This window comes from Bifidobacterium sp. LH_558 (genome assembly GCF_056356295.1).
In genome coordinates this window covers 312456-334158 of record NZ_JBKETZ010000001.1, presented here as the reverse complement: position 1 = coordinate 334158, position 21703 = coordinate 312456, and the positions used below count along the sequence as shown (strand labels likewise).

The window sequence follows — 21703 nt, the reverse complement described above, 5'->3', positions numbered from 1 at the left end:
GGTTTGGCGGGCCTTACCGCCGGTTGGCAAACCTGACATTCCATTGAATTCGCAGTCCGAGATAGAGGAGTGGCATGGCCGCATCGACCCCGACAACCGACACCAACACGTCTTCCACGGTAACCTCCGACGCTTCGGAGCGTATCCCGCTCAAACTCATCGGCGCGATCGTCGCCGTGGGATCGCTGGCGTTCATCGGCATCCTCACCGAAACGGTGATGACCGTGCTGTTCCCCGAACTCATGCGCGAGTTCGATGTGGACATGGCCACCGTGCAATGGATCACCACCATCTACCTGCTGGCCGTGGCCGCCACGATGCCGGTCTCGTCGTTCCTCAAGCGCCGCTTCCCGCTTAAGGCCATTTTCCTGGCCGCGGTCGCGCTGGCCGTCGTCGGCTCGCTGATCATGATCGTCGCCGGCGCGTTCCCCATGCTGATCGTGGCGCGCGTCATCCAAGGCATCGGCTCGGGCATCGCCACGCCATTGATGATGAACATCATCCTCGAACAGTCGCCGCGCTCGAAAATCGGCCGACTCATGGGCGTCGGCTCGCTGGTGATCACCGTGGCCCCCGCCATCGGACCGACCGTGGGCGGCGCGGTGACCAGCGTGCTGCCGTGGCGCGCGATTTTCGTGGCCGCCGTGCCCCTGATGCTGATCGCCATGGTCATCGGACTCAAATGCATCGAACAGAAGGCACCCACCGAAGCCGCCTATCTCGATCCGATCCAGCTGCTGAGCATCGTGTTCGCGCTGTGCGGACTGGTGCTCGCGCTCAACCAGGCCGGCGTGGCCGTAAGCGCCGCCATGGCGGGCACCTCCGCGACGCGCAGCGCCATCATCGCCGTCGTCAGTCTCGTTGTGGGATTGGGCTCGCTCGCGCTGTTCGCGTTCAGCTCGCGCAAGGCGTTCTCGCCGCTGCTGCGTCTGGGTATTCTGCGCGACCCCGTCGTGCTGCTGCATCTGGTGGACTATACGATTCTGCCGATCGTCTCCATCGGATTCGGCTATGTGATCACCAATGTGGCGCAGCTCTCGCTGGGAGCCAGCGCCTTCGTCGCTGGCTCGCTGGTGTTGCCCGGCGCGCTGGTCGGCGCGTTCTGCTCGCCGCTCGGCGGCTGGCTATACGACCGTTTCGGCGCGGTGCGGCCGATTCTCATCCCGTTGGGCATTGCCATCCTCGGCCCGGTGCTGTTGCTGGTGTTCTCCATGCGGCTGACTCCGGCGATGCTCGCCGGTTTCTACTTCATCTTCGGTTTCTTCTTCGCGCTCGGCAACCCCAATGTGATGACCAGCGCGTTGAGCTCCATCCCGCGCCAGTTCGCCCCCGACGGCAACGCTATTTTCAACACCTGCCTGCAGTTCGGCGGCGCGGCCGGCACCGCGCTGTTCTCCACGATTCTCGCCGTGGCCCAGGCCGGGCATGGCGAGGAGGGGAGCGCCGAGTTCATGCACGCCACCGCGGTGGGCGGCACGTGGACCTTCGCGGTGATGGTGGTCATCTGCGTGGCCGGATGGGCCTGCCTGGCAGCCGCGTTGCGTATCAGGGCGCGCCGCGGCTAACTGTGATACGGATGCCGTGATGTGGCGCGCATGGCCACGCTGAGTCGATTCGTAGCGTGGCATGCCTGCCGTGATATGGCGTTTATGCCACGGCTAGCGGTGGGGCAGCGTGGTGTGCATGCCATGATGTGACGCGTATGCCACGCTGACGCAATCGTTGTGGAAGCCTCTTACGCACAAGGCCCGGTTCATCCGTTAGAAATCTGACGGATGAACCGGGCCTAATCGAATTCTTCGAAGACTAGTCGGCGAGTTCCCTGCCGTTGGCGTCGCGGTGCCACGGGCTGCCGGGCTGGCTGCACAGGATGAGAATCGCCTCGACCAGCGCCCAGATGCCCGAGACGAGCGGTCCGACGATGACGATCCAGCCGACCAGCGTCAGCAGCAACTGCGCGACCGCCTTACCGGTGTATCCCAGATAGAAGTTGTGCACTCCCAACGAGCCTAGGAAGATGCCGAGCAGACCGGCGGCCAGCTTCGACTTGCCGCCATAGACGGGCATATACGGCTGGCCGTAGGGCTGTCCGTACGGCTGCTGGCCATACGGTTGGCCGGTGTATTGGGTGTACGGCTGCTGCCCATAGGGTTGGCCTGAGTATTGGGTGTAGGCCTGCTGCCCGTAGGGTTGCTGTTGCTGGGCGTATCCCTGCTGCGGGTCATAGCCCTGCGGCTGCTCATACTGCGGCTGCGTATAGCCTTGGGTCGGCTGCTCGTATTGCGGTTGGCTGGTGCCGCCCTGCGGAGCATAGGAGTTCTGCGTCGACGCGTAGGAGTCGGCCTGACCGTAGCCGGACTGCTGCGCGCCATAGCCCGCGTTCTGCTCGTTGTCGGGTTGGGGGACCTGCTGCTGGTAATCGGTCATGGCCTCGCTCCTTTTCTTGATGATGCCGAGACGCTGTCGTCGGCCGTTACGCTCCATCCTCTCACGAGGAAAGTCGCTTATGCCACTGGTGTAGTCGCGCGTCTACTCGCGCACCAGTCGGATGTGCTCCACATCGTCGCGGTGCGAACGGCGGAACAGTACGAAGCGATTGCCGATGGTCTGCACGACCTCGGCGTCGAGCCGCTCGGCGAGTTCGGCGGCCGCCTCTTTGGCGGTCAGCTCGGAGCCGTTCTGCACGGCGCATTTGATGAGCTCGCGGCGTTCGATCAGATCGTCGGCCTGCTCTACGGCCGCGTCGGTCAGATCGTTCTTGCCCACGTGGAACACGGGGTTGAGCTGGTTTGCAAGCGCGCGCAGCTGCTTGGTCTGCTTTTTGGTCAATGCCATGTGAATCAAGTCCTGACTGTTGTGTTCGTTGGCTGATGGAATGTCTGGTTTCTCAGCTTAGCGGCACCCCATCCTTGGGACTCAGCGGAGGACGGAATGAGATGTTTCGGGTGGTGCGCGGCAGGTGGGATGGGATGCCTCGGCTTCGCTCGGCATGACGGAGGGTGAGGGTGTGATGGGAGTGGTCTGGCATGGTGAGAGAGCGATGGTCGGGAAGAGATGCCTCGACTTCGCTCGGCATGACGGATAGGTCAGGGCGACGGAAAGGGTGCGGGGTTGGAATTGTCGGGTGCGGGTTTTACTTTGGAGGGGCAAGTTTCAGGGAAGGTGCAATTCCTTACTGGCGGTGACCCGCGTTCCTCGCTTCCATAATGACGAACACGGCAGCCCGCGACCCGCGCAAGCGGCTGATCCGGTGAGATTCCGGGGCCAACGGTTACAGTCCGGATGGAAGAAACGAGGGCTCAAATGAGCGTATCTTCGCATAACCATATGCACACCACCAGCGAATCCATCGCGCATGAGGACGCGCGTCATAATGCGCATTCCACCGGCGTGGCCGATTCGGGGCGCTGGTCCACCAAACGCATCGCCATGTACGCGCTGTTCGTGGCGCTGGCGATGGTGACGAGCTTCATTGAATTTCCTTTGATTCCCGGCGTGCAGTGGCTCAAATACGATCCCAGCGGCATCGTGTGCCTGGTGGCGGGCTTCGCGTTCGGCCCCTCGGCGGCCGTGATCGTCAGCGTGCTGGGCTTCCTGCCGCATGTGTTCACGAATCCGTGGGGCACGCTGATGGCGGTGCTGGTGGCGTTGTGCCTGTCGGTGCCGGCCGCTCTGGTCTACCGCGGCAAGCGCACGCGTTCGCGCGCGCTGGTGGGCATCCTCGTCGGCGCGGTGTGCGCGTTGGCGGCCGCGCTGGTGGGCAATATGCTGATCACGCCGATCTACGCGCATATGACCATGGCGCAGGTGGCGGCGATGATTGTGCCGATTCTGCTGCCGTTCAACCTTATTAAATTCGCCATCCACGCCGTGGTGACCTTCCTGATTTACAAGCCGGTGTCGAATCTGCTGGACCGGTCATGAATTCACCTTCCGCCAACGGGGTCGCGGCCAGCGGCGTGCTTGATTCGCCCGGTGTGACCGAGCACGCTATCGCAAGTCTGGAACACGTTCGCTTCAGTTACGACGCGGGCGTGACCTGGGCGTTGGATGACGTGTCGTTGCTTATCGCCCCTGGCGAATACGTGTGCCTGACCGGAGCGAACGGTTCCGGCAAGTCCACGCTGGCGCGTCTGCTGTGCGCGTTGAGTGCGCCCGACGGCGGCGTCGTGACCCTGCTGGGGCGGCGCGTGTTCGACGAGCATGGCGCGCACGCCGACGAGTATCGGATGGCTCGGCGCGGCATCGGCGCGGTGTTCCAGAATCCTGAGGATCAGATCGTCACCACTATCGTGGAGGACGATGTGGCCTTCGGGCCGGAGAATCTGGCCGTGCCGCGACACGACATCGGCACCCGCATCGCTGACGCATTGCGTGCGGTGGAACTGGGCGACATGCGTGCGGCCGACCCCACGCGCATGAGCGGCGGGCAACAGCAGCGCGTCGCCATCGCCGGCATGCTCGCCATGCGCCCGCGCATGCTGGTGCTCGACGAGCCGACCGCCATGCTCGACCCCGAAGCGCGGGCGGAACTGCTCGCGGTGCTCGACACGCTGCACGGGCAGGGCACGACCATCGTGCACGTCACGCATCACGCCGACGAGGCGGCGCGTGCCTCCCGCGTCATCCGACTGGAGAGCGGGCGCGTCGTTACGGATGGCCGGACGCATACAGCGGGAGCTGCGTCGACGGTCGGCGATATCCCCACAGGCGAACCTCACGGCTTTGCGGAAATGGATGCGTCGGTCGGCGGGCATGACGGGGTGGCGATTGACTTCGCCGAATCCTCCGGGCGTGCGGAACTGAATTCGACCGCATCCCAATCGGCGGGTGAGACGCGCCCGGAATCCGACGCCGAACCCGCCGTCGTGGTGGACCATGTGACCTTCTCCTTCGCCGGTGCCGCGAATCCGACGCTTGACGACGTGTCGTTCGATGTGCGTCGGGGCGAGGTACTGGCCATTATGGGGCGCAACGGTTCCGGCAAGTCCACGCTGATCCGCCTGCTATGCGCGTTGGAGACTCCAAGCCACGGCGATATTACGGTCGGGGGAGTGCCAGTCGCTGTTGGGCGCGCCTCCGGCAAGTCGAAACGCGCGCCGCGCAAGGCCTTGCGCGAACTGCGCCGGCAGGTCGGCTACGTGATGCAGCATCCCGAACGACAGCTGTTCGCCGAAACGGTCGCCGACGATGTGGCCTACGGTCCGCGCAACCAAGGTCTGACGGAGCAGGAGGTCGCCGAGCGCGTCACGCAGGCGTTGTCGATGCTGGACATCGAGCATCTCGCCGAACGTGATCCGTTCAGTCTTTCCGGCGGGCAGCGGCGTCTGGTCGCGATCGCCGGAGTGATCGCCTGCCGCCCGCGCGTGTTGGTGCTCGACGAGCCGACCGCCAGTCTGGATGAGCGGGCGAGCGCCGCGATCCGCAGGCTGGTGCGCGAACTGCGCGCCCAAGGCGCGACGGTGCTGATCGTCACCCATAATGCGGACGAGGCGCGCGAACTCGCCGACCGCGTGCTGGTTATGCGGCACGGGCGGGTGGCGTCGCTGCTGGCGGTGGATGATGCCTTCGCGGACAGTGGCAAGCTGAATGACAGTGGTGAGCTGAATGACGGCGACGGGTGTGAGCAGTCGTCCCGCGAAGGGGAGTCACGCACGGACTTGTCTCGCGCGCCGCTGGCCCAAGTGGACCCGCGCGTGAAGATGGTCGCGTTCCTGGCAATGATGTTCACCGCCTTCGCCATCACCACACCGGCGCAACTGGTGTTGTGCGCGACGATGACGGTCGGACTGCTCGCCGCGGCACGTCTGCATCCGATGCGACTGCTCGCCTCGGTGCGTGCGTTCCTTGCCCTGTTCGTCATCATGGGACTGCTAAACGTGTTCTTCGTGCGCAGCGGCACGCCGATCGCCCACCTCGGTCCGATTGTGATTACCGACGACGGCGTGGGCATCGCCGTGCTGTACGCGTGCCGTTTCGCGCTGGTCATCATCATGGGTGCGATTTTTCTGGAAACCACCACCCCCACGCGGATGACCGACGCGTTCTCGTCGCTGCTGAGCCCATTGCGCCGGCTTGGCGTGCACACGCAGGAACTGTCGCTGGTGCTGAGCCTCGCCCTGCGGTTCATTCCCACGCTGATGCAGGAGACCATGGCCGTCATTGACGCGCAGTCGGCGCGCGGCGGAAACGTCGAAAGCGGCTCGCCGACGCGGCGGATCGCGGCTCTGGTCGCCATCATCGTGCCGGTGTTCGCCGGAACCCTGCGCCATGCGGGTAACCTCGGTCTTGCCTTGGACGCGCGCTGCTACGAGGAGGGGATTCGCCGCACGCAATGGCATGCGATGCGCGTCGGCTTCCGCGATATCGTGTTCGCGGCGCTCGCCGTGGTCTATATCGCGGCATTGCTGGCGATTCCCGCATTCCCCGTGCGGTGACGGGCCCATGTTCGGCCCGCAATCGGGATCGGTCATCTCGGCGGGTTGCCGTTCGCCCATGGTGGATGCAACAATGGAGGGCATGACTCAAGCCAAGAAGACCATCGACAAGCTTGCCCTCATCGTCACCACGTATAAGCGCCAGCAGCTGCTCGGCACCCTGTTCGACTCGATTCTGGAGTTGGAGCAGGCTCCGTGGCGCATCGTCATCGTCGACAACGAGCATGCCGATGAGACGGCCGCCATGGTGGACGACTTCTCAGACAAGGTCACCGCCCAGTGGGGCGCCACCGTTGCCGATAAAAGCGGCAACGAATCCCGTGTGGTGTACGCGCCGCAGACGGAGAATCTCGGTGGCGCGGGCGGTTTCTCCGCCGGTGTGAAGAAAGCCTACGAGCTGGGTGCCGAATGGTTTTGGGTGATGGATGACGACGTGGCCGTGCTGCCTGGCGCCATCGCCAAACTCGCCAAGTGGACCGACCGTCACGAGGTGATCCAAGGATCGCGCTTCGACTACGACGGTGGGCCGTTCTACTGGCAGTACGACTTCATCGTGCCGTTGGGCATCCCCAATCCGATCGCGCCGGCCGCGTTCGGCCACGCGGGCTACCGTGTGATGAACACGCTGTGCTTCGAGGGCGGCCTGTTCTCCCGCAATGTGGTCAAGCGCATCGGTTTGCCCGACCCACGCTTCTTCATCTACTGGGACGATACGATCTACGGCTACCGCGCCAGCAAGGTGACCAACCCGATCGTCGTGCCGGACGTGATCCTGCGCCGCACCCGCGAAATCGGCAACTGGGATATCGCCGGTGTGCGCCAGCTCAACTCCACCTCCGATATGAACCGCTACCACATCATGCGCAACCGCGGCTATATGGCCCGCTATTTCATGGTGCACGGCGACTTCCACCCCTTCCTGTTCGGCGTGGGCACGCTCGCCACCGCCGCCAAGGAGCTGATCCGACTGGTGATGGTGGATCGCGAGCATGTGAAAACCGGCATCGTGAAGATCGCGCAGGGATGGTGGGATTCGCGCAAGCTGCTGCATGATCCCTCATGGAAGCCGATGCCTGCGCTGGAAGGCTGACCGACCGCCATGCCGACAGGCCAATTGACCGACTGATTGGCGGATTGATTGGCCAGTCGGCCGAACGCTTGACTGACTGATTGGCGGATTGTCTGATTGTCCGGCATCCCGCCTTTCGTTTGCATCCCACGCGTTGGACATGCCACCGACGGTCCCGCCGGGCTGACCATTGTTTTACCGTTTTCGACTCGTGTGTCGGGTATGTGCGATTTGGCCTATGCGTATCGTTGGCGGTGCTGGGACACGCGTTGACGCGGCGTCGGTATGACAGGTTATGCAATCGTTCGCACCGTTTATGCTTCAGCGCCCGCGTGTTGGGCATGAGGCGAGTTAGAATTCCCCTACCGGTTCGATAACACCCACACCCCTGAAGAGAGGTCAATGATGATTGAAACAGCACAGGCCTTCGGCGTTGATATTGGAGGCTCCGGCATCAAGGCCGCGCCCGTCAACCTGGAGAAGGGCGAATTCGCCGAGCCGCGTCTGAAGATCCTCACCCCGGAGGTTTCCACCCCGCAGGCGGTGGCGGCCATCGTGCGCCAGCAGCTTGAGCACTTCGAGGTTCCTGAGTCCGCGCCCGTCGGCATTGCCTTCCCCGCCCCGATCAAGCCCGGCAAGAAGCTTGACTTCATGGCCAACCTCGACCAGTCCTGGATTGGTGTGGATGTCACCGAAGTGTTCTCCGAGGCATGCGGCCGCCCGGTCGTCGTGGTGAACGACGCCGACGCCGCCGGTCTGGCCGAACAGCAGTTCGGCGCCGCCCAGGGCCAGGACGGTCTGGTCGTGGCCACCACGCTCGGCACCGGCATCGGCACCGCCCTGATCTACAACGGCGTGCTGATCCCCAACAGCGAGCTCGGCCACATCATCCTCGACGAGAAGCATCTGGACGCCGAGAAGTACGCCGCCTCCTCGGTCCGCGAGCAGAAGGACCTCGGCTACAAGAAGTGGGCGAAGCGTCTGACCAAGTACTACGGTCTGATGGAAACCTACCTCAACCCCGACCTGTTCGTGGTCGGCGGTGGCGTGAGCCGCATGAGCGACCGCTTCCTGCCGTACATCGATATCAAGACCCCGATCGTGCCGGCCAAGCTGCGCAACGAGGCGGGCATCGTGGGCGCCGCCTACTACGCCAGCACCAAGCAGGCCTGACCCACTCGTCAGACGCGACGCGCCTGACGACGTAATCCGAAAGCGAATGCCACCCAATCCGGGTGGCATTCGTCGTATTCGGTCCGTACTCACATATCGACGATGTCATTCACTATCGTCTCAGATGAGGCAACATCGCAGATTTCGCACTTCGACGGACGGTGTGCGAAATCCACGACGTTTCGCAATCATGAAACGTTGTCGATTTCGCACAACCTTCGTCCAAGTGCGAAATCCACGACGTCGCTTATGGGCAGACGACATGGGATTGACGGACATCTTCGCTACAGTGGGGCGCATGAACGTGCGTTTTTCGTCCCGCGTGGACATCCGCGAACCCAATCCGATCGCTTTGGCCGAAGCCCGCGCCAAAGCCGAAGGCATGCCGCTCGACCGGCTTAACGACTCCAATCCCACACGGCATGGATTGGCACCGGCCTTGGTTCCGGGAACATACACCGCCGACCCGCGCGGCCCACGCAAAGCGCGCGAATCCCTAGCCTCCTTCCTTACCGTCTGTATGGCGGGACGCCAGGATTCTTCCGACGAAATTTCATTGGATGGTGGGGGCGACGCGCGTAACAGTGCCACCGTTGGGACAGAGGTCAATCCGGACGATCTGTATCTGCTCAGCTCCACATCGCAGGCGTACTCGTGGCTGTTCAAACTGTTGTGCGATCCGGGGGATGCGGTGCTCGCACCCAAGCCCGGCTATCCGCTGATCGAATCCATCGCCGCGCTCGAATGCGTGGACACCATCGCCTATCAACTGCGCTATGACGGTTCGTGGTATATCGACACGGGCGAGCTCGCCGCCCTGCTCGACTCCGAAGCCGGCTCCCGCGTGCGCGCGCTGGTGCTCATCAACCCCAACAATCCCACCGGCTCCTATGTCAAGCCCGAAGAACGCGAAAGGTTGGTTGCGCTATGCGCCGCGCATGGCGTGGCCCTGATCGCCGACGAGGTGTTCTACGACTACACGCTCGAACCGTTCAACGGCAACGCGCGTATGGCGGGGGAGCGTGGCGCTCTCACGTTCGCGCTGGACGGATTCTCGAAAATGCTGGCCGCGCCGCACGCCAAAGTCGGCTGGATCCAGGTTTCCGGCCCCGACCGTGATGTGGCGGAGGCGAAGTGGCGACTGGACGTTATCGCCGACGACTATCTGCCCATGAGCGATTTGATCGCGCAGGCCATTCCCGACCTGCTGGAGGCGGCCGAGGGCCAGACCGCGCGGGTTCGCGACCGGGTGCGAGGCAATCTTGCACGATTGCATGAGCTGCTTGACGGGGATGAATGCGGTGTGGCCAGCGTGCTGCGCGCCGAGGGCGGCTGGAATGTGCTGGTGCGCGTGCCGTCGGTGATCGACGAAAACGCGCTGGTGCTGCGCCTGATCGAGGAATATCACATCACCGGCCAGCCCGGCTACTTCTTCGATATGGAATCCAATGGCTACCTCGCCGTCTCCCTACTGCCCGAAGCGCAGGAATTCGAGCGGTTGATCCGCTCGATGCTCTCGGTTATCAACGCGATGACACGGGAAATAATGGCGTAATGAAGTTTGGTGTGTCGGGCTTCGAACCCTCGCTTATGTAAAACGATTGATTCTCAAGTTTGGTGTGCGAAATCGGCCTTGTTGGGAAAATCCGACACACCAAACTCGTTTTCCCTGTCGAAGACAGAGGAAAACCTAGATTGGTTTAGGCGCGTAACGCCGCCGCTTTCTCGCGGATGAGCTGGTCGTAGAAGGCGACGGCTTCGTCCGGCGCGCCGTCGAACGCGATGGTGCCTTCGTCAAGCACCAGCGTGCGGTCGATTGCGTATTCGGGGCGTGTGATCAGCGCCGTGTCATGCGTGGCGAACACCACCTGCTTGTCGTAGCTGAACAGCGCCTCGGCCACATGTCTGGTGCCGATCTCGTCCAAACCCTTGCTCGGCTCGTCGGCGACGATGGCGCTCGGATCGAAACTCAACGCGGCCGCGATGGCCAGCAGATGCCGTTTTTCGGAATCCAATTCATCGGCGCGGCGGCGGGACACGTCGGCCAACGCGAAATGCGCGAACAGATTGCCGATACGCGCCTGACGTTCCGACTGCGGCACCTTGTGCTTCTTCAACGCCTCGTCCACGGCGTCGCCGATGGTAGCCGCCCGGTAGAAGGCGTTGGGAATCTCCTCGCGGCGCACGCGGCCGATCAACTGGTCGATACGTTTCCTGTCACGTTTGGAGGCAGTATCCAACGTTTCATCGGTCGAAGTCTTGTCGTCCGAAGTCTCGCTGGAACCGCGGATTCCTTGGATCGTCACCGTGCCGCGGGTCGCGGCGAGCGAGCCGTCCAGCAAGCCCAGAAGCGTGGATTTGCCCGAGCCGTTCAATCCGATGATTCCGACGCGTCGTTCCGTGATAGTGAGCGAGATGGGTTCGAGTCCCATCTGTCCATCCTCATAGGTGTGGCCTGCGCCGTCGAGCGTGAAACGCAAGGCGGCGGGGCGGGGCAAGTCGCGAGCGGTGAAGAACAATCCCATGCCTCCCCATTGTAGGGCGTGCGCGAACCTGGGCGAACCGAATCGAACTTAGACGAACCTCAAGCGAAGTAGAAGCCGGAGAAGTCGTAGCTGTACACGCGGTAAATATATGTGGTGTTCAGCGCCATGGAATACTGCGCCTTGAGCGTGCCGTCCTCGCCGTAAACGCCGAACAGGCCCTGCATGCCCGAATCGATGAGAATCTCCCCTCCGTCGAGCTCCTGCGCGGAACTCACGTACGCCGAATACGGCACGTCGAAACTCGACACTTCGGTGTAGGTGCCGGCCGTCTCGTCGACCAGATAACGGCGGTAACGCGAGGTCGCGCCTTCGGTGGCCGGGCTGTAGGCGGTGTTGATGCCCTCGATTACGGTCCAGTCATAGTCCGGCCGGGTCATCGCGTAGCCGAAGTTGTTGTCGAACATGTACAGGTAGTACTGGCCGTCGTCCAGCGAATCGTCGGCCACGTAGGTGATGGAATGCTGGCCGCCCGTGTCGGGGAAGTCGCCGTCTTTGGTGAGGAACGCCGCCTGATACGTGGTGCCGTCCCACACGGAGTCCTCGCCGATCATATACTCCAGCGTCGGCGTTCCCTCGATGTCGGCGACCTTGATGATCGTGGAGGTTTCGCGCGCCGACAGCAGCGCCGAACCGTCCGGCAGCAGCTGGATGGTGTTGATATGAATCCAATCCCAACGGTTCGTGGCGTCCGGATCGGATTCGTCAGTGCCCGCGTGGTCGGTGGACTCCTTATAGTCGGGGAACATGTCGCCCAGGTCGAGCAGCAAATCCACCTCGCCCGAATCGGTGTCGAGACGTACGATCTGGTCCTGCACGGTATGGTCCTCGCGCGTCAGATCGGTGGCAAGCAGCACGATGTCGCCGTCGCTATCCAGCGCATAGTCATGATGCAAAATGAACTGGTCGCCCAGATCGTAGATTTTCTCCAGTTTGCCGAGATTGTTCATGCCGACCATCAGATGCGTGGACGCGGAGAACCACATGAGGCCCTCGTCATCGAAAAGGATGCGGTGCGAACGGTAGAAGGGGATGGGCACTTCGCCGCGTAGCACGCCGTCGGTGTCGTAGTAGAGCATGAAATCCTGCTCGTCGCTGTCGTTGCCGAGGATCGCGTAGAGGCCGTCGCCCAGGTCGGTGCCGTCGTCGGCGGTGACGGTCCGCTCGAGCCGCATCTCCTCGTTGCCCAGCAGTTGCGCTCCCGTGCGCGTGGTGGTGCTGGTGGTCGTCTCGCCGTTTTCGTCTTCGATGGTGAAGACGATGGTGTTCGTCTCCTGTGGGATCAGGCCGATGACGGTGAACTCATGCTCCGTCTGGTAGGTTTCGTCCTGCGCGACCGTGCGCGTGAAATCCGGGTAGCCCTCCGCCGAAATCGTGTAGCTGACGCTGGCGGGCTCGTCGGTGGTGAAATACACGTACAGCGATGTGGTGTTCGTGCCGTAGGGGTTCTCTTCGATGAGCATGCTGTCGACGGTATGCTCGCCGTCCGCGCGGGCTTCGGCGAGCCGCTCGTCCGCCTCCTGCTGGTAGTCGTCGGTGTAGATATTTTCCACATAGTCGTTCAGCAGGTCCAAGCGGCGCTCCTGAAGCGCTTCGGACACGTCGGACTGGGTGATCAGGCACATGCTGACGGCGATAAGCGTGGTGACCACGGCGGTGGTCCAGGTGAGGACGCGTTTACGACTGATGCCATGCGTGGAACTCATGGGGATGGTGCGCTTTCTTTTATCTGAGGTGGGGCGGACGGGACGAGTCGAATCCACGGTATGACCGTTGTCTTGGGAAAACTCACTCGCCCGCTCAAAAAACGCTGAAAAGGTGATTGGTCCGTGGAAAGGGGATTGGCCCATCAGTAGGGAGAACCAGACTGCTGTCGGAAGTCCCGCAGCTGGTGCAAGCCGCTTAGTCCATCAACAAAGAGAACCAGGACTGCACCTCGTGGAACAGGCCCGCGTTGTTGTTGATCAACGCGTCGCTGCGGCCGATCACGAAACAGGAGACTATGGCGATCAGCAGCATCCACACCAGCGCCAGCATCACCAGCACGCGGGCCAGCCAACGCGCCGGCGTCACCACACCCGCGGCGGAGGCCTCCACATTGGCCGCCCCCAATCCGGTATTCGGCACCACCGACGGTTCCGTGAGCAGCACGTCGGCGGCGCGCGACTGGCGGCCGTTGACCGCACGCAGCACCACCGGCAGGGCCGCCAACGCCACCAGCCAGGCGAAATCGGCCATATAACGCCATCCCAAACCGGCGACGGCACTATCGAAGATGACGAGCACCCCGGCCAACATAAGGCATGTGAGCAGGAATGGGCGGTATCCGCGCAATTCAAGCCGGCGCATGAACGGCAACAGCAACGCGGCGAGCAGTAGCGGGCACAGGCAGAACAATCCGCCCACCATCGGCTCGTAATAGCTCCATTCGGGCATGGGGGCGGGGGAGACGGCGAGGAAGGGGAAATCCTCGGTGAAACGCAACGGCAGGAACAGGTAGTAGCCGACCACCAGCGGCATATCCGCCCACGGGGTGGTGTAGCGCGTCATATCGGCCACCGTGATCTGATAGGCGTTGCCGAAATCGAGCGGGGAGCCGAAACGCACGATATTCCACGCCATCAGCGGCACCAGCACCACCACGGCGGGGATGACCATCGCAAGGGGGGCGCGCAACGCCGTGGAGACGCGTATGCTTCCGGCGCGCAGACCGGCGACCATGGCGCGGATTTGAGGCCAGAACAGGGGGAAGGCGAGCAACGCGGTCAACGCGAATGTGGGGCGGCAGCCGAAATTCGCCGCGATGCACAACGCGCCGGCCGCCAGACGCGGCAACGACAACGGTTTGGCGTCACCCGCCCGCCAACGGTTGGCGGGATGCAGCGGCCGTTTGTCGGTGTCCGCGCCAAGCCAGAACCACAATCCCAAACAGGTGAGCGTCAGCGAAGCGACGAACGGCACCTGATAGAAATTCGTGCGGAACAGCAGATATCCGGTCTGTGCGCCGAGCAGCACCATCGTCACCATCATGGAGGCGGCCGCCAGCGAGGTGTGCGGGGCGATGCGGCGGATCAGACGGATCACCAGCAGCGTGGCGCACAGGATGAACGTGAACGCCAACAGCTGTTCGGCGGCGGCGGTCGGCAGCATACTGCCGGTGATCAGGCGGAACGGCACGAACAGCAGCGCCGCGGGCAGCACGCCGAAATACGAATACCAATGCCCCTCATAGAAGGCGTAATCCCAGTAAATCGGGCTCACGCCCTGCGCCAGCAGCTCCTCGCGCTGCGTGACGTCGTACGGGTTGCTCGCCGACGCGAGCGCGTCCGGCACATCCAGATCCAACCACGGGCGGCCTGCGATCAGCGAATCGGCCACATGCGCGTACTGGTCGAAATCATACGTGTAATTGCCGGCAGTATGGAACGTCAACGGCGAGGAGTAGGCGACCTGCATGCCCACCGACACGGCGGTGAACACGGCGGGAACCGCCATCAGAGCGGCGAACCCGACGCGCTGCGACAAGCGCGAAGGGTCAAGCGGAATGCGCCACAGACACGAACGCGGCCGCCACGCGGCGACCAAAGCCAACACGGCCAACATCGCCGCCACGCGAAGCATGTTGAATTCGAATGGCACGCGCACATTCGCCCGGGCTGCCTCGAACGCGACCCGCGTGCCCTTCGCCTCCTGAATCCACACGCGCACATCGCCCGCGCCCGAGGCCTTGACGATCAGACTGCGGGGAGCGTCCGCCGACACCGACGCCGTACGGCCAGACTCGCCCGCCACATCGACCCGCACACGCATGCTTGTGCGGGGAACCGCCTCCTCCTCGTCGTCGCTCTCCTGCAAGCGTTGCAACGACTGCTTCAGAACCTCATCCGACACCGGATCGATGCGCAGATAATCGGAGGTGCCGTCCGCGGTCAAACGCAGATACGCCTGCGTAGGATCGGTGACGGTCAGCAGTCCGTCCTCATCACGTGTGAGGCCCGGTCCCAGCGTGTTGTACGCGGCGTTCGTGTCGGTGCTCGCGCCCAACGAACGCCAGAACGGCAGATTGAACACCGCGCATTCCACCAGCAGCACCGCCGCCAGCATCAGCGCGGCGACGGCGATGCGACGCTTGGCCGCGCGGGACGGTCTGCGGCGGCGGGACACGCGCACGCGCTCGGCCCCACCGGCGCGAGGATGACGATTCCATAACAACACCCCATTATTCTAACGGCTTCATGTCGGGGAAACAGGAGAGAATGTGAACCATGCCTCAACGAACACCGAACACCCATGCACGGGGGGAGGGCCGCGGCATACGTGACCTGCTGCATTCGGTGGGTGCGCTCGCCGGCTCCCTGACGGGCCCGAGCGAGCCGCCATCGGCCAACCCTTTCGGCGACGCGCTGCGTGAATCCAGCGAATCGCCCGACGGGCTGATCGCCCAGCTGACCAAACACGCCATCGTGCTCAATCCGATGGTGAAGCGGCGTCTGTTTCCCGACTTGCAGAACGTGCCCGAGGGACTGACCCTCGGGTGGGCGCAGGTGCCGCGGACCAACGGCCGCGGGTTCAGCCTGGGCGTGTTCCCCGACCGGAACCATTTCGCGCAGATCGCGTTCGCCGACCACCGCGGGCGCGTGTTCGCCGGCACCGACCCGCAGATGGACACGCAGCCGCTCGAGCCGCGCTTCATGTTCGGCAAGGAGCAGGATCCCGTGCTCGCCGACGGCGCGCGTCTGGGCCGGCGTGACCTCGCTGAGCCGACGCGCGTGGTGACCGGCGGGGTGGTCGGCCGCGACGACACCGGCCGAATGACATGGCTGGCCGCATGGTTGAAGAACGGCAAACGCTACACGTTGGAGCAGAGCCGCGCCGACCTGCCCGCCGAAATGCGCCAGAATCTCGAATACCGCGACGCCATCGCCATCGCGTTCTTCGCCTGCTATCTGCTGCCGCAGATGAACGGCCTGCTGGTGGGATTCGGTTCGGGCAACATCTTCCGCAGACTCAACCGTGAGGCGCCGATCGGTGCGATCCGTCGTTCGGTGCGCGACACGCTTGAGGCGCGCGCCCACGGCCTGCGCGCCTCCGGATTGGAGGACCATTTCGCCGATCTGATGCGCGAAGCCGGCGCGATGGATTCCCTGGACGGACTGGAGGCGGTGCATGGCGCGGAGCCGCTGCACCTGTACACCTCCAGCTATTCGGGAAGCTACTTCTTCGCCTGGGATAAGTCGCTGCCGTTCGGCTCCGCGTTGAAATCCCTGAAAATCGAAGGCAATCTCAACCGTTTCGCCGCGGTGAGCGCCTGGCTGGAGAACAACGCGGCGCAAGGCCTCAATCCCACCGAAGACACGGTGACGCGCGCCGAAGCCGCGCAGATCGACATGCGTCTGCTGGAGAATCCCGCCATCATCGCCCTCAAACCCTACGGCGACGGCGATGTGACCCGGTTGGTGGGGCTGGCCGGACGCACCGCCGAAGAGATGAGGAAGGCGCATCCCGACCCCATCGGCGGCGAACGACGGCCCTCCGAATGGGTGAGCCGACAGGCGTTGTCGTCCTTGCTGCGGCGGTTGCGTCTGCCGTACCGCTTCGATGTGGAGTTCCGCGCCAATCTCGCCCAGCATAATGTGGCGATCGGCTTCACCTCCGCCGGCACTTCCATGATGCCCGACAGCCGATATGACGAGAAACGCCATACGTGGCGCGCGCTGAACGACGCCGACCGCGCCGCGATGAGCGCCGCCTACAATCTGCGCGTCGGCCTGATCATGGCCGCGCTCAGCTTCGGGGTCGACCCGCAGGTGGAGCAGGTGTCGCTGCATATCGACTCCATCGGTTTGGAGGAGGCCGTCGCCGAGCAGGATTCGGCCATCGAACGGCTGATGAGCGAAGCGTTGAGCGCCTTCGAGCATTTGCGCAACGGCGACGTGGGCCGTGCCCGCACCAAAGCCGATCCGAAGGACGGCGACATGCATGGCGATCCCACGCGCCCCATCACCCGCGACGAGCCGCGCGCCTCAATCACCTCCGATTCGTTGGACACGGTCTCAGAAATGGCGCAGGCCGAAGAGACGGCCGAAACCACGGCGTCATCAGCTTCCGCCGATCTGGACAGGCAGAGCGTGGACTCGCGCTTCGAGGACCTCATGCGCGACATCGACATCGATGCCATGACCTTCGCCTCAACCGACTTCGCCGGGGATCGCGACGATTTCGACGATGACTACGACGATGACTTCGATGACGATTTCGACGATGACCTTGACGACGATTTCGACGAGGTGGCGCGCAGCGGCTCCGGCAGCCTTGAGGATCCGATGAGCGTGCTGCGCCGCAACCCCACCGTGCGCAATATGGTCTCCGTGACCTTCACCAGGGAGGAGTTCCTCGCGCGTCTCGCCGAGGATGGGCTGGAGCATCCGAACGAGACGTACCGCATGTTCGACGCCGTCATGGACGTGGACGAGCAGGGCGGATTGCGGCCCGTGAACGCCGGATTCGACCTGCGTGACGCGCGCTTCTCCCCGTTGGGATCGCAGGAGGAGCCGGAACTCGTCCAAGAGGACTTCTCCCCGGCGGTGGCCCGTGTGCTCGGCACCGCGGACAGCTCGGGTCTGTCCATCCAACGCGAGGACCTGCTGCAGCGCGCCGTCGGCGACTTCCATAGCATCGCGGCGGACCAGTCGCTGGATGCGGTGTCCAAAGCGCAGCAGGCGATGCGTGTGGTCGAGAAAATCTCCGATCCGGAACTGACCGAACTGGCGCCGCGCGTCACCAGCGCGCTTATCGACGGCAAGGACACCCCCGACATCGAGTTCACGATGGCCGATGATTTGGACAAGGAACGCGTGCGTGCGCGCGACCTGCTGTTCTCCGGGCAGACCGAACAGGCGGTCGCCATCATCGAAGAGGCGTTGGGGCGGCTCGACGCGATCATCGACGCCAACCCCGGCATGCCCCGATACTTCAACTCATATGCAGAGCGTGTGGTCTACAACCGCCTGTTCGCCACGTCGGGCGAGCATACGGTGCTGATTCCCGACAACCTGTTCTACGCGCATATGGAGTTAGGCGACATCCTCGCCCAGCTCAAAGGACCGAAGGCCTCCCTGCCGCATCTCAACCGCATGGTCGCCTTCGCGCCCGCGTATCCGTTGACGCATCTGCGTCTGGCCATCCAACTGGCCCGCAGCGAGGACTGGAATTCCGCCCGTGCGGCCTGTCTCAACGCCTTGCGTGTGGCGTTGGACCGTTCTGACGCGGCGTTCGCCTACTACCGCTTCGCCTACTCCGAGTGGATGCAGGATCGTTTCGACACCGCCGTGGCCGCCTACATCATGAGCGAGCACATCAGCCCCGGTCAGATCGGCGCGCTGGAAACCGAATTGCAGGAGTTGGTGGCGCGCGCGGATTCGCAATGCGTGCGCGTGCCCGAATCCGTATCCGATGCGATCGCGCTGCTCGAATCGCGCGACCTGCCCGTCTGGCCGCACACCGAAGTCGCTTCGATCGTGCGCGACGCGGCGCGTGTATGCGTGGATGAAGGCATGTTCGTGCCCGCCCGCACGCTTTCGGTCGCGGCGGCGCGTATGAACGACGGCGAAGGCGACAACATCGACGTGGTCCAGGCGCAGTTCCTCCGCTCGCTCAGCGCCTGAATCCAGTTGTGACGTCGCGCTTCCCACGCGCCTCCTGTGTGCCTCAGGGCGAGTCGGGCGTGCGCGTCGGTCAGTACAATAACCGGAAGTGAACGTATGAAAGGGGAGTGACCATGACGGACGAGCAGCTGGCTTGGGATTTCGACGGTATGCTGGGCGACGCCCCTGTGGTGCCCAGCTCGTCGATCTCCCGTTTCGAGCCGGGCAGCGCGCCTTGGATCGCCGCACTGCAGCCTGACGATGACGATGCGATGCGCCTCGACCGCCTGGACGTGGCGGCCATGGACGCCGACGACGCGGCCCGCCTGTGGGCGCGCGTGGCCGCATGGGTGGAATCCGACCAGATCGCCTACTATATCGACGACGCTCCGGTGAGCTCCGACGCCGCCTATGACGCGCGCATGCGCTGCTTGGAACGGTTGGAGGCGTCCTTCCCCGCATTGGACAACCCGCAGTCGCCCACGCATCGCGTCGGCGGCACCTTCTCGAACGAATTCACGTCGGTGCGCCATCCCTCGCGCATGATGAGCCTGGACGACGTGTTCTCCATCGAGGAATTGCGCGACTGGTACGAATCCGTGCTGCGCGACCTCGACTGGCCAGAAGGCAAGCCGCTGCCGATGAGCTGCGAGGTGAAAATCGACGGTCTGGCCCTGAACCTCATCTACCGGGGCGGCGTGCTCGAGCAGGGATTGACGCGCGGCGACGGCGTCACCGGCGAGGACATCACCCTCAATGTGCGCACCATCGGCTCCATTCCGGCCAATCTCGGCGGACCGGCAGAGGACGTTCCGCAATTCGTGGAGATCCGCGGCGAGGTGTTCATGCGTTGGGATGATTTCCGCACGCTGAACGCCGAACAGGAGGAGGCGGGCAACAACCCCTTCGCCAATCCACGCAACGCGGCCGCGGGATCCCTGCGCCAGAAGGATCCGCGCGTCACCGCCACCCGCCGCCTGAGCTTCTACGCGCACGGACTGGGCCAACTCGACTGGGGCGAGGGGCGTGCGGCCGATTCGCACGACGAAGTGGCCGACCAGTCGCAGGCCTACGCGCTGTACTCCAAGTGGGGCGTGCCCGTCTCGCCGCACAACCGCGCGGTGGGCTCCTTCGACGATGTGCTGGCGATGATCGACTATTACGGCGAGCATCGAGGCGACATCGAGCACGCGCTCGACGGCATCGTCGTCAAAGTGGACGATCTGGCGTTGCAACGCACGCTGGGCGCCACCTCGCGCGCGCCGCGTTGGGCCGTCGCCTACAAGTATCCGCCCGAGGAAGTCAACACCGAACTGCTCGACATCACCGTGCAGGTGGGCCGCACCGGGCGCGTGACACCGGTCGCGATTCTGAAGCCCGTGCATGTGGCCGGCTCCACCGTGGCCCGCACCACTCTGCACAACGGCTTTGAGGTGGCACGCAAAGGCGTGCTCATCGGCGACACCGTGGTGGTACGCAAGGCGGGCGATGTGATTCCCGAACTCGTCGGACCGGTGCTGGAGAGACGCAAAGGACGCGAGGATTCGCTGCGGGAATTCGTCATGCCCACCCGATGCCCCTCCTGCGGCACCGAACTCGCCCCCGCCAAGGAAGGTGACAAGGACATCCGCTGCCCGAACGTGGAAAGCTGCCCCGCACAGCTGACCGAGCGGGTGATCTCGCTGTCGATGCGCAAGGCCTTCGACATCGAGCATCTGGGCGAGCAGAGCGCCATCGCCCTGACCAATCCGGAGGAGAACCGCCCCGAATCGACCGCCACCTACGCGCCCGACATCACCGAAATACTGGTGGGACCGGGGGAGGAACCGGAAGGATACGTGCCGCCCGCCGGACTGGAACTGCCCGCGCCACAGACTCCGGTGTTGCGTTCGGAGGCCGGATTGTTCTCGCTGGGCGTGGACGATCTGCGCGACGTGCGCGTGTGGCGTGAGGCCGCGATCATCGAAGTGCGCGAGACCGTGGATGCGAAAGGCAAGCGCAAGAAAGTGCGCAAACGTTTGGGCGGGTCGGGCTTGTGGCATCAGGTGCCCGCTTTCTGGACCGCACCCGCGCCGGCGAGCAAGCGCAAAGAAGGCGGCTATGATGTGCCGACGGACGCGGTGGTGGTGCGTGAGGAGACGAAAACCTCGCGCGACGGCACGGTGACGCGCGTTCCTGTGCTGGTCAAGCCGATGGAGAACACGCGCAAAATGCTCGACGAGATCGATAAGGCGCGGCACGCCGACCTATGGCGCGTGCTGGTGGCGCTGTCCATCCGCCGGCTCGGTCCGCCCACGGCACGCACCATCGCCTCCGCTTTCGGTTCGTTGGATGCCATCGCGTCGGCCAGTGTGGAGGAGCTGTCCGTGATCGACGGCATCGGGCCGGAGATCGCGCAGTCCGTGGTCGATTGGTTCGCGGCCGCCCGTGAGCCGGGGGACTGGCGCGGTGAGACGCTGCGCGCATGGCAGGCCGCCGGAGTCGGTGCCGCAGTGGCCGAGACGAGCGTATTGGAGCAGACGTTGGCCGGACTGACCGTGGTGGTGACCGGCTCGTTGGAAGGATTCTCGCGTGATTCCGCCAAAGAGGCGATTATCTCGCGCGGAGGCAAGGCCGCCGGCTCGGTGAGTAAGAAAACCGACTATGTGGTCGTCGGCGAGAACGCTGGATCCAAAGCCGCCAAAGCCGAGGAGCTCGGCGTCCCGATCCTCGATGAGGCCGGGTTCGTGGCGCTTTTGGAGAATGGTCCTCTCGCGGATTCGTCATCATCGTCATCCTGAGCGACACGCCTTCCTTCTTCGTCATCCCGAGCGGAGTCGAGGGATCTCCGCGAAGCGG

The 21703-nt window shown here is 63.9% G+C and carries 13 protein-coding genes and 1 riboswitch; of the genes, 8 read left to right on the top strand and 5 right to left on the bottom strand.

Features of this window, described 5'->3' with window-relative positions:
* Positions 1-74: 74 nt before the first annotated feature.
* Positions 75-1565 carry an MFS transporter gene (locus AC1AV0_RS01485; protein WP_476570718.1) on the top strand — a complete coding sequence of 497 codons (1491 nt, stop codon included), beginning with the start codon at positions 75-77 and terminating at the stop codon, positions 1563-1565.
* Positions 1566-1806: 241 nt separating this feature from the next.
* Here the strand turns inward: AC1AV0_RS01485 and AC1AV0_RS01480 are convergent, their stop codons facing one another.
* Positions 1807-2427 (bottom strand): TM2 domain-containing protein, encoded by a 621-nt coding sequence (locus AC1AV0_RS01480; RefSeq protein WP_476570717.1) that lies wholly within the window; start codon positions 2425-2427, stop codon positions 1807-1809.
* A gap of 102 nt (positions 2428-2529) precedes the next feature.
* On the bottom strand, positions 2530-2835 hold the full coding sequence (locus AC1AV0_RS01475; protein ID WP_476570716.1) for a YhbY family RNA-binding protein: 306 nt from the start codon (positions 2833-2835) through the stop codon (positions 2530-2532).
* A 310-nt stretch (positions 2836-3145) separates the two neighbouring features.
* A riboswitch (FMN riboswitch) is annotated at positions 3146-3298 on the top strand.
* Between the two features lie 29 nt (positions 3299-3327).
* Between AC1AV0_RS01475 and AC1AV0_RS01470 the strand changes: the two genes are divergently transcribed.
* The 5 genes from AC1AV0_RS01470 to AC1AV0_RS01450 all read left to right on the top strand — a co-directional run bounded on the left by AC1AV0_RS01470 (position 3328) and on the right by AC1AV0_RS01450 (position 10234).
* Positions 3328-3924, top strand: a complete 597-nt coding sequence (locus tag AC1AV0_RS01470) for an ECF transporter S component (protein WP_476570932.1) — start codon at positions 3328-3330, stop codon at positions 3922-3924.
* Positions 3921-6437 carry an energy-coupling factor transporter ATPase gene (locus tag AC1AV0_RS01465; protein WP_476570715.1) on the top strand — a complete coding sequence of 839 codons (2517 nt, stop codon included), beginning with the start codon at positions 3921-3923 and terminating at the stop codon, positions 6435-6437. Before AC1AV0_RS01470 ends, AC1AV0_RS01465 begins: the two co-directional genes overlap by 4 nt.
* Before the next feature lie 73 nt (positions 6438-6510).
* On the top strand, positions 6511-7527 hold the full coding sequence (locus tag AC1AV0_RS01460) for a glycosyltransferase family 2 protein (protein WP_476570714.1): 1017 nt from the start codon (positions 6511-6513) through the stop codon (positions 7525-7527).
* Between the two features lie 384 nt (positions 7528-7911).
* A complete protein-coding gene (gene ppgK, locus AC1AV0_RS01455) occupies positions 7912-8679 on the top strand; it encodes a polyphosphate--glucose phosphotransferase (RefSeq protein WP_476570930.1) in 768 nt (255 codons plus the stop codon).
* A 298-nt stretch (positions 8680-8977) separates the two neighbouring features.
* Entirely contained in the window at positions 8978-10234 is a 1257-nt protein-coding gene (locus AC1AV0_RS01450; protein WP_476570928.1) for a pyridoxal phosphate-dependent aminotransferase, read from the top strand.
* A gap of 145 nt (positions 10235-10379) precedes the next feature.
* Here the strand turns inward: AC1AV0_RS01450 and AC1AV0_RS01445 are convergent, their stop codons facing one another.
* From AC1AV0_RS01445 to AC1AV0_RS01435, 3 genes are all read right to left on the bottom strand, one after another.
* Positions 10380-11204: an ATP-binding cassette domain-containing protein gene (locus tag AC1AV0_RS01445; protein ID WP_476570713.1), complete on the bottom strand. Its 825-nt coding sequence runs from the start codon at positions 11202-11204 to the stop codon at positions 10380-10382.
* A gap of 59 nt (positions 11205-11263) precedes the next feature.
* A complete protein-coding gene (locus AC1AV0_RS01440) occupies positions 11264-12928 on the bottom strand; it encodes an aryl-sulfate sulfotransferase (RefSeq protein ID WP_476570712.1) in 1665 nt (554 codons plus the stop codon).
* Positions 12929-13124: 196 nt separating this feature from the next.
* Positions 13125-15326 (bottom strand): hypothetical protein, encoded by a 2202-nt coding sequence (locus AC1AV0_RS01435; RefSeq protein ID WP_476570926.1) that lies wholly within the window; start codon positions 15324-15326, stop codon positions 13125-13127.
* Between the two features lie 161 nt (positions 15327-15487).
* Between AC1AV0_RS01435 and AC1AV0_RS01430 the strand changes: the two genes are divergently transcribed.
* Entirely contained in the window at positions 15488-18886 is a 3399-nt protein-coding gene (locus tag AC1AV0_RS01430; RefSeq protein ID WP_476570711.1) for a tetratricopeptide repeat protein, read from the top strand.
* 113 nt (positions 18887-18999) lie between these two features.
* Positions 19000-21645 carry an NAD-dependent DNA ligase LigA gene (gene ligA, locus AC1AV0_RS01425; RefSeq protein WP_476570710.1) on the top strand — a complete coding sequence of 882 codons (2646 nt, stop codon included), beginning with the start codon at positions 19000-19002 and terminating at the stop codon, positions 21643-21645.
* Positions 21646-21703 lie beyond the last annotated feature (58 nt).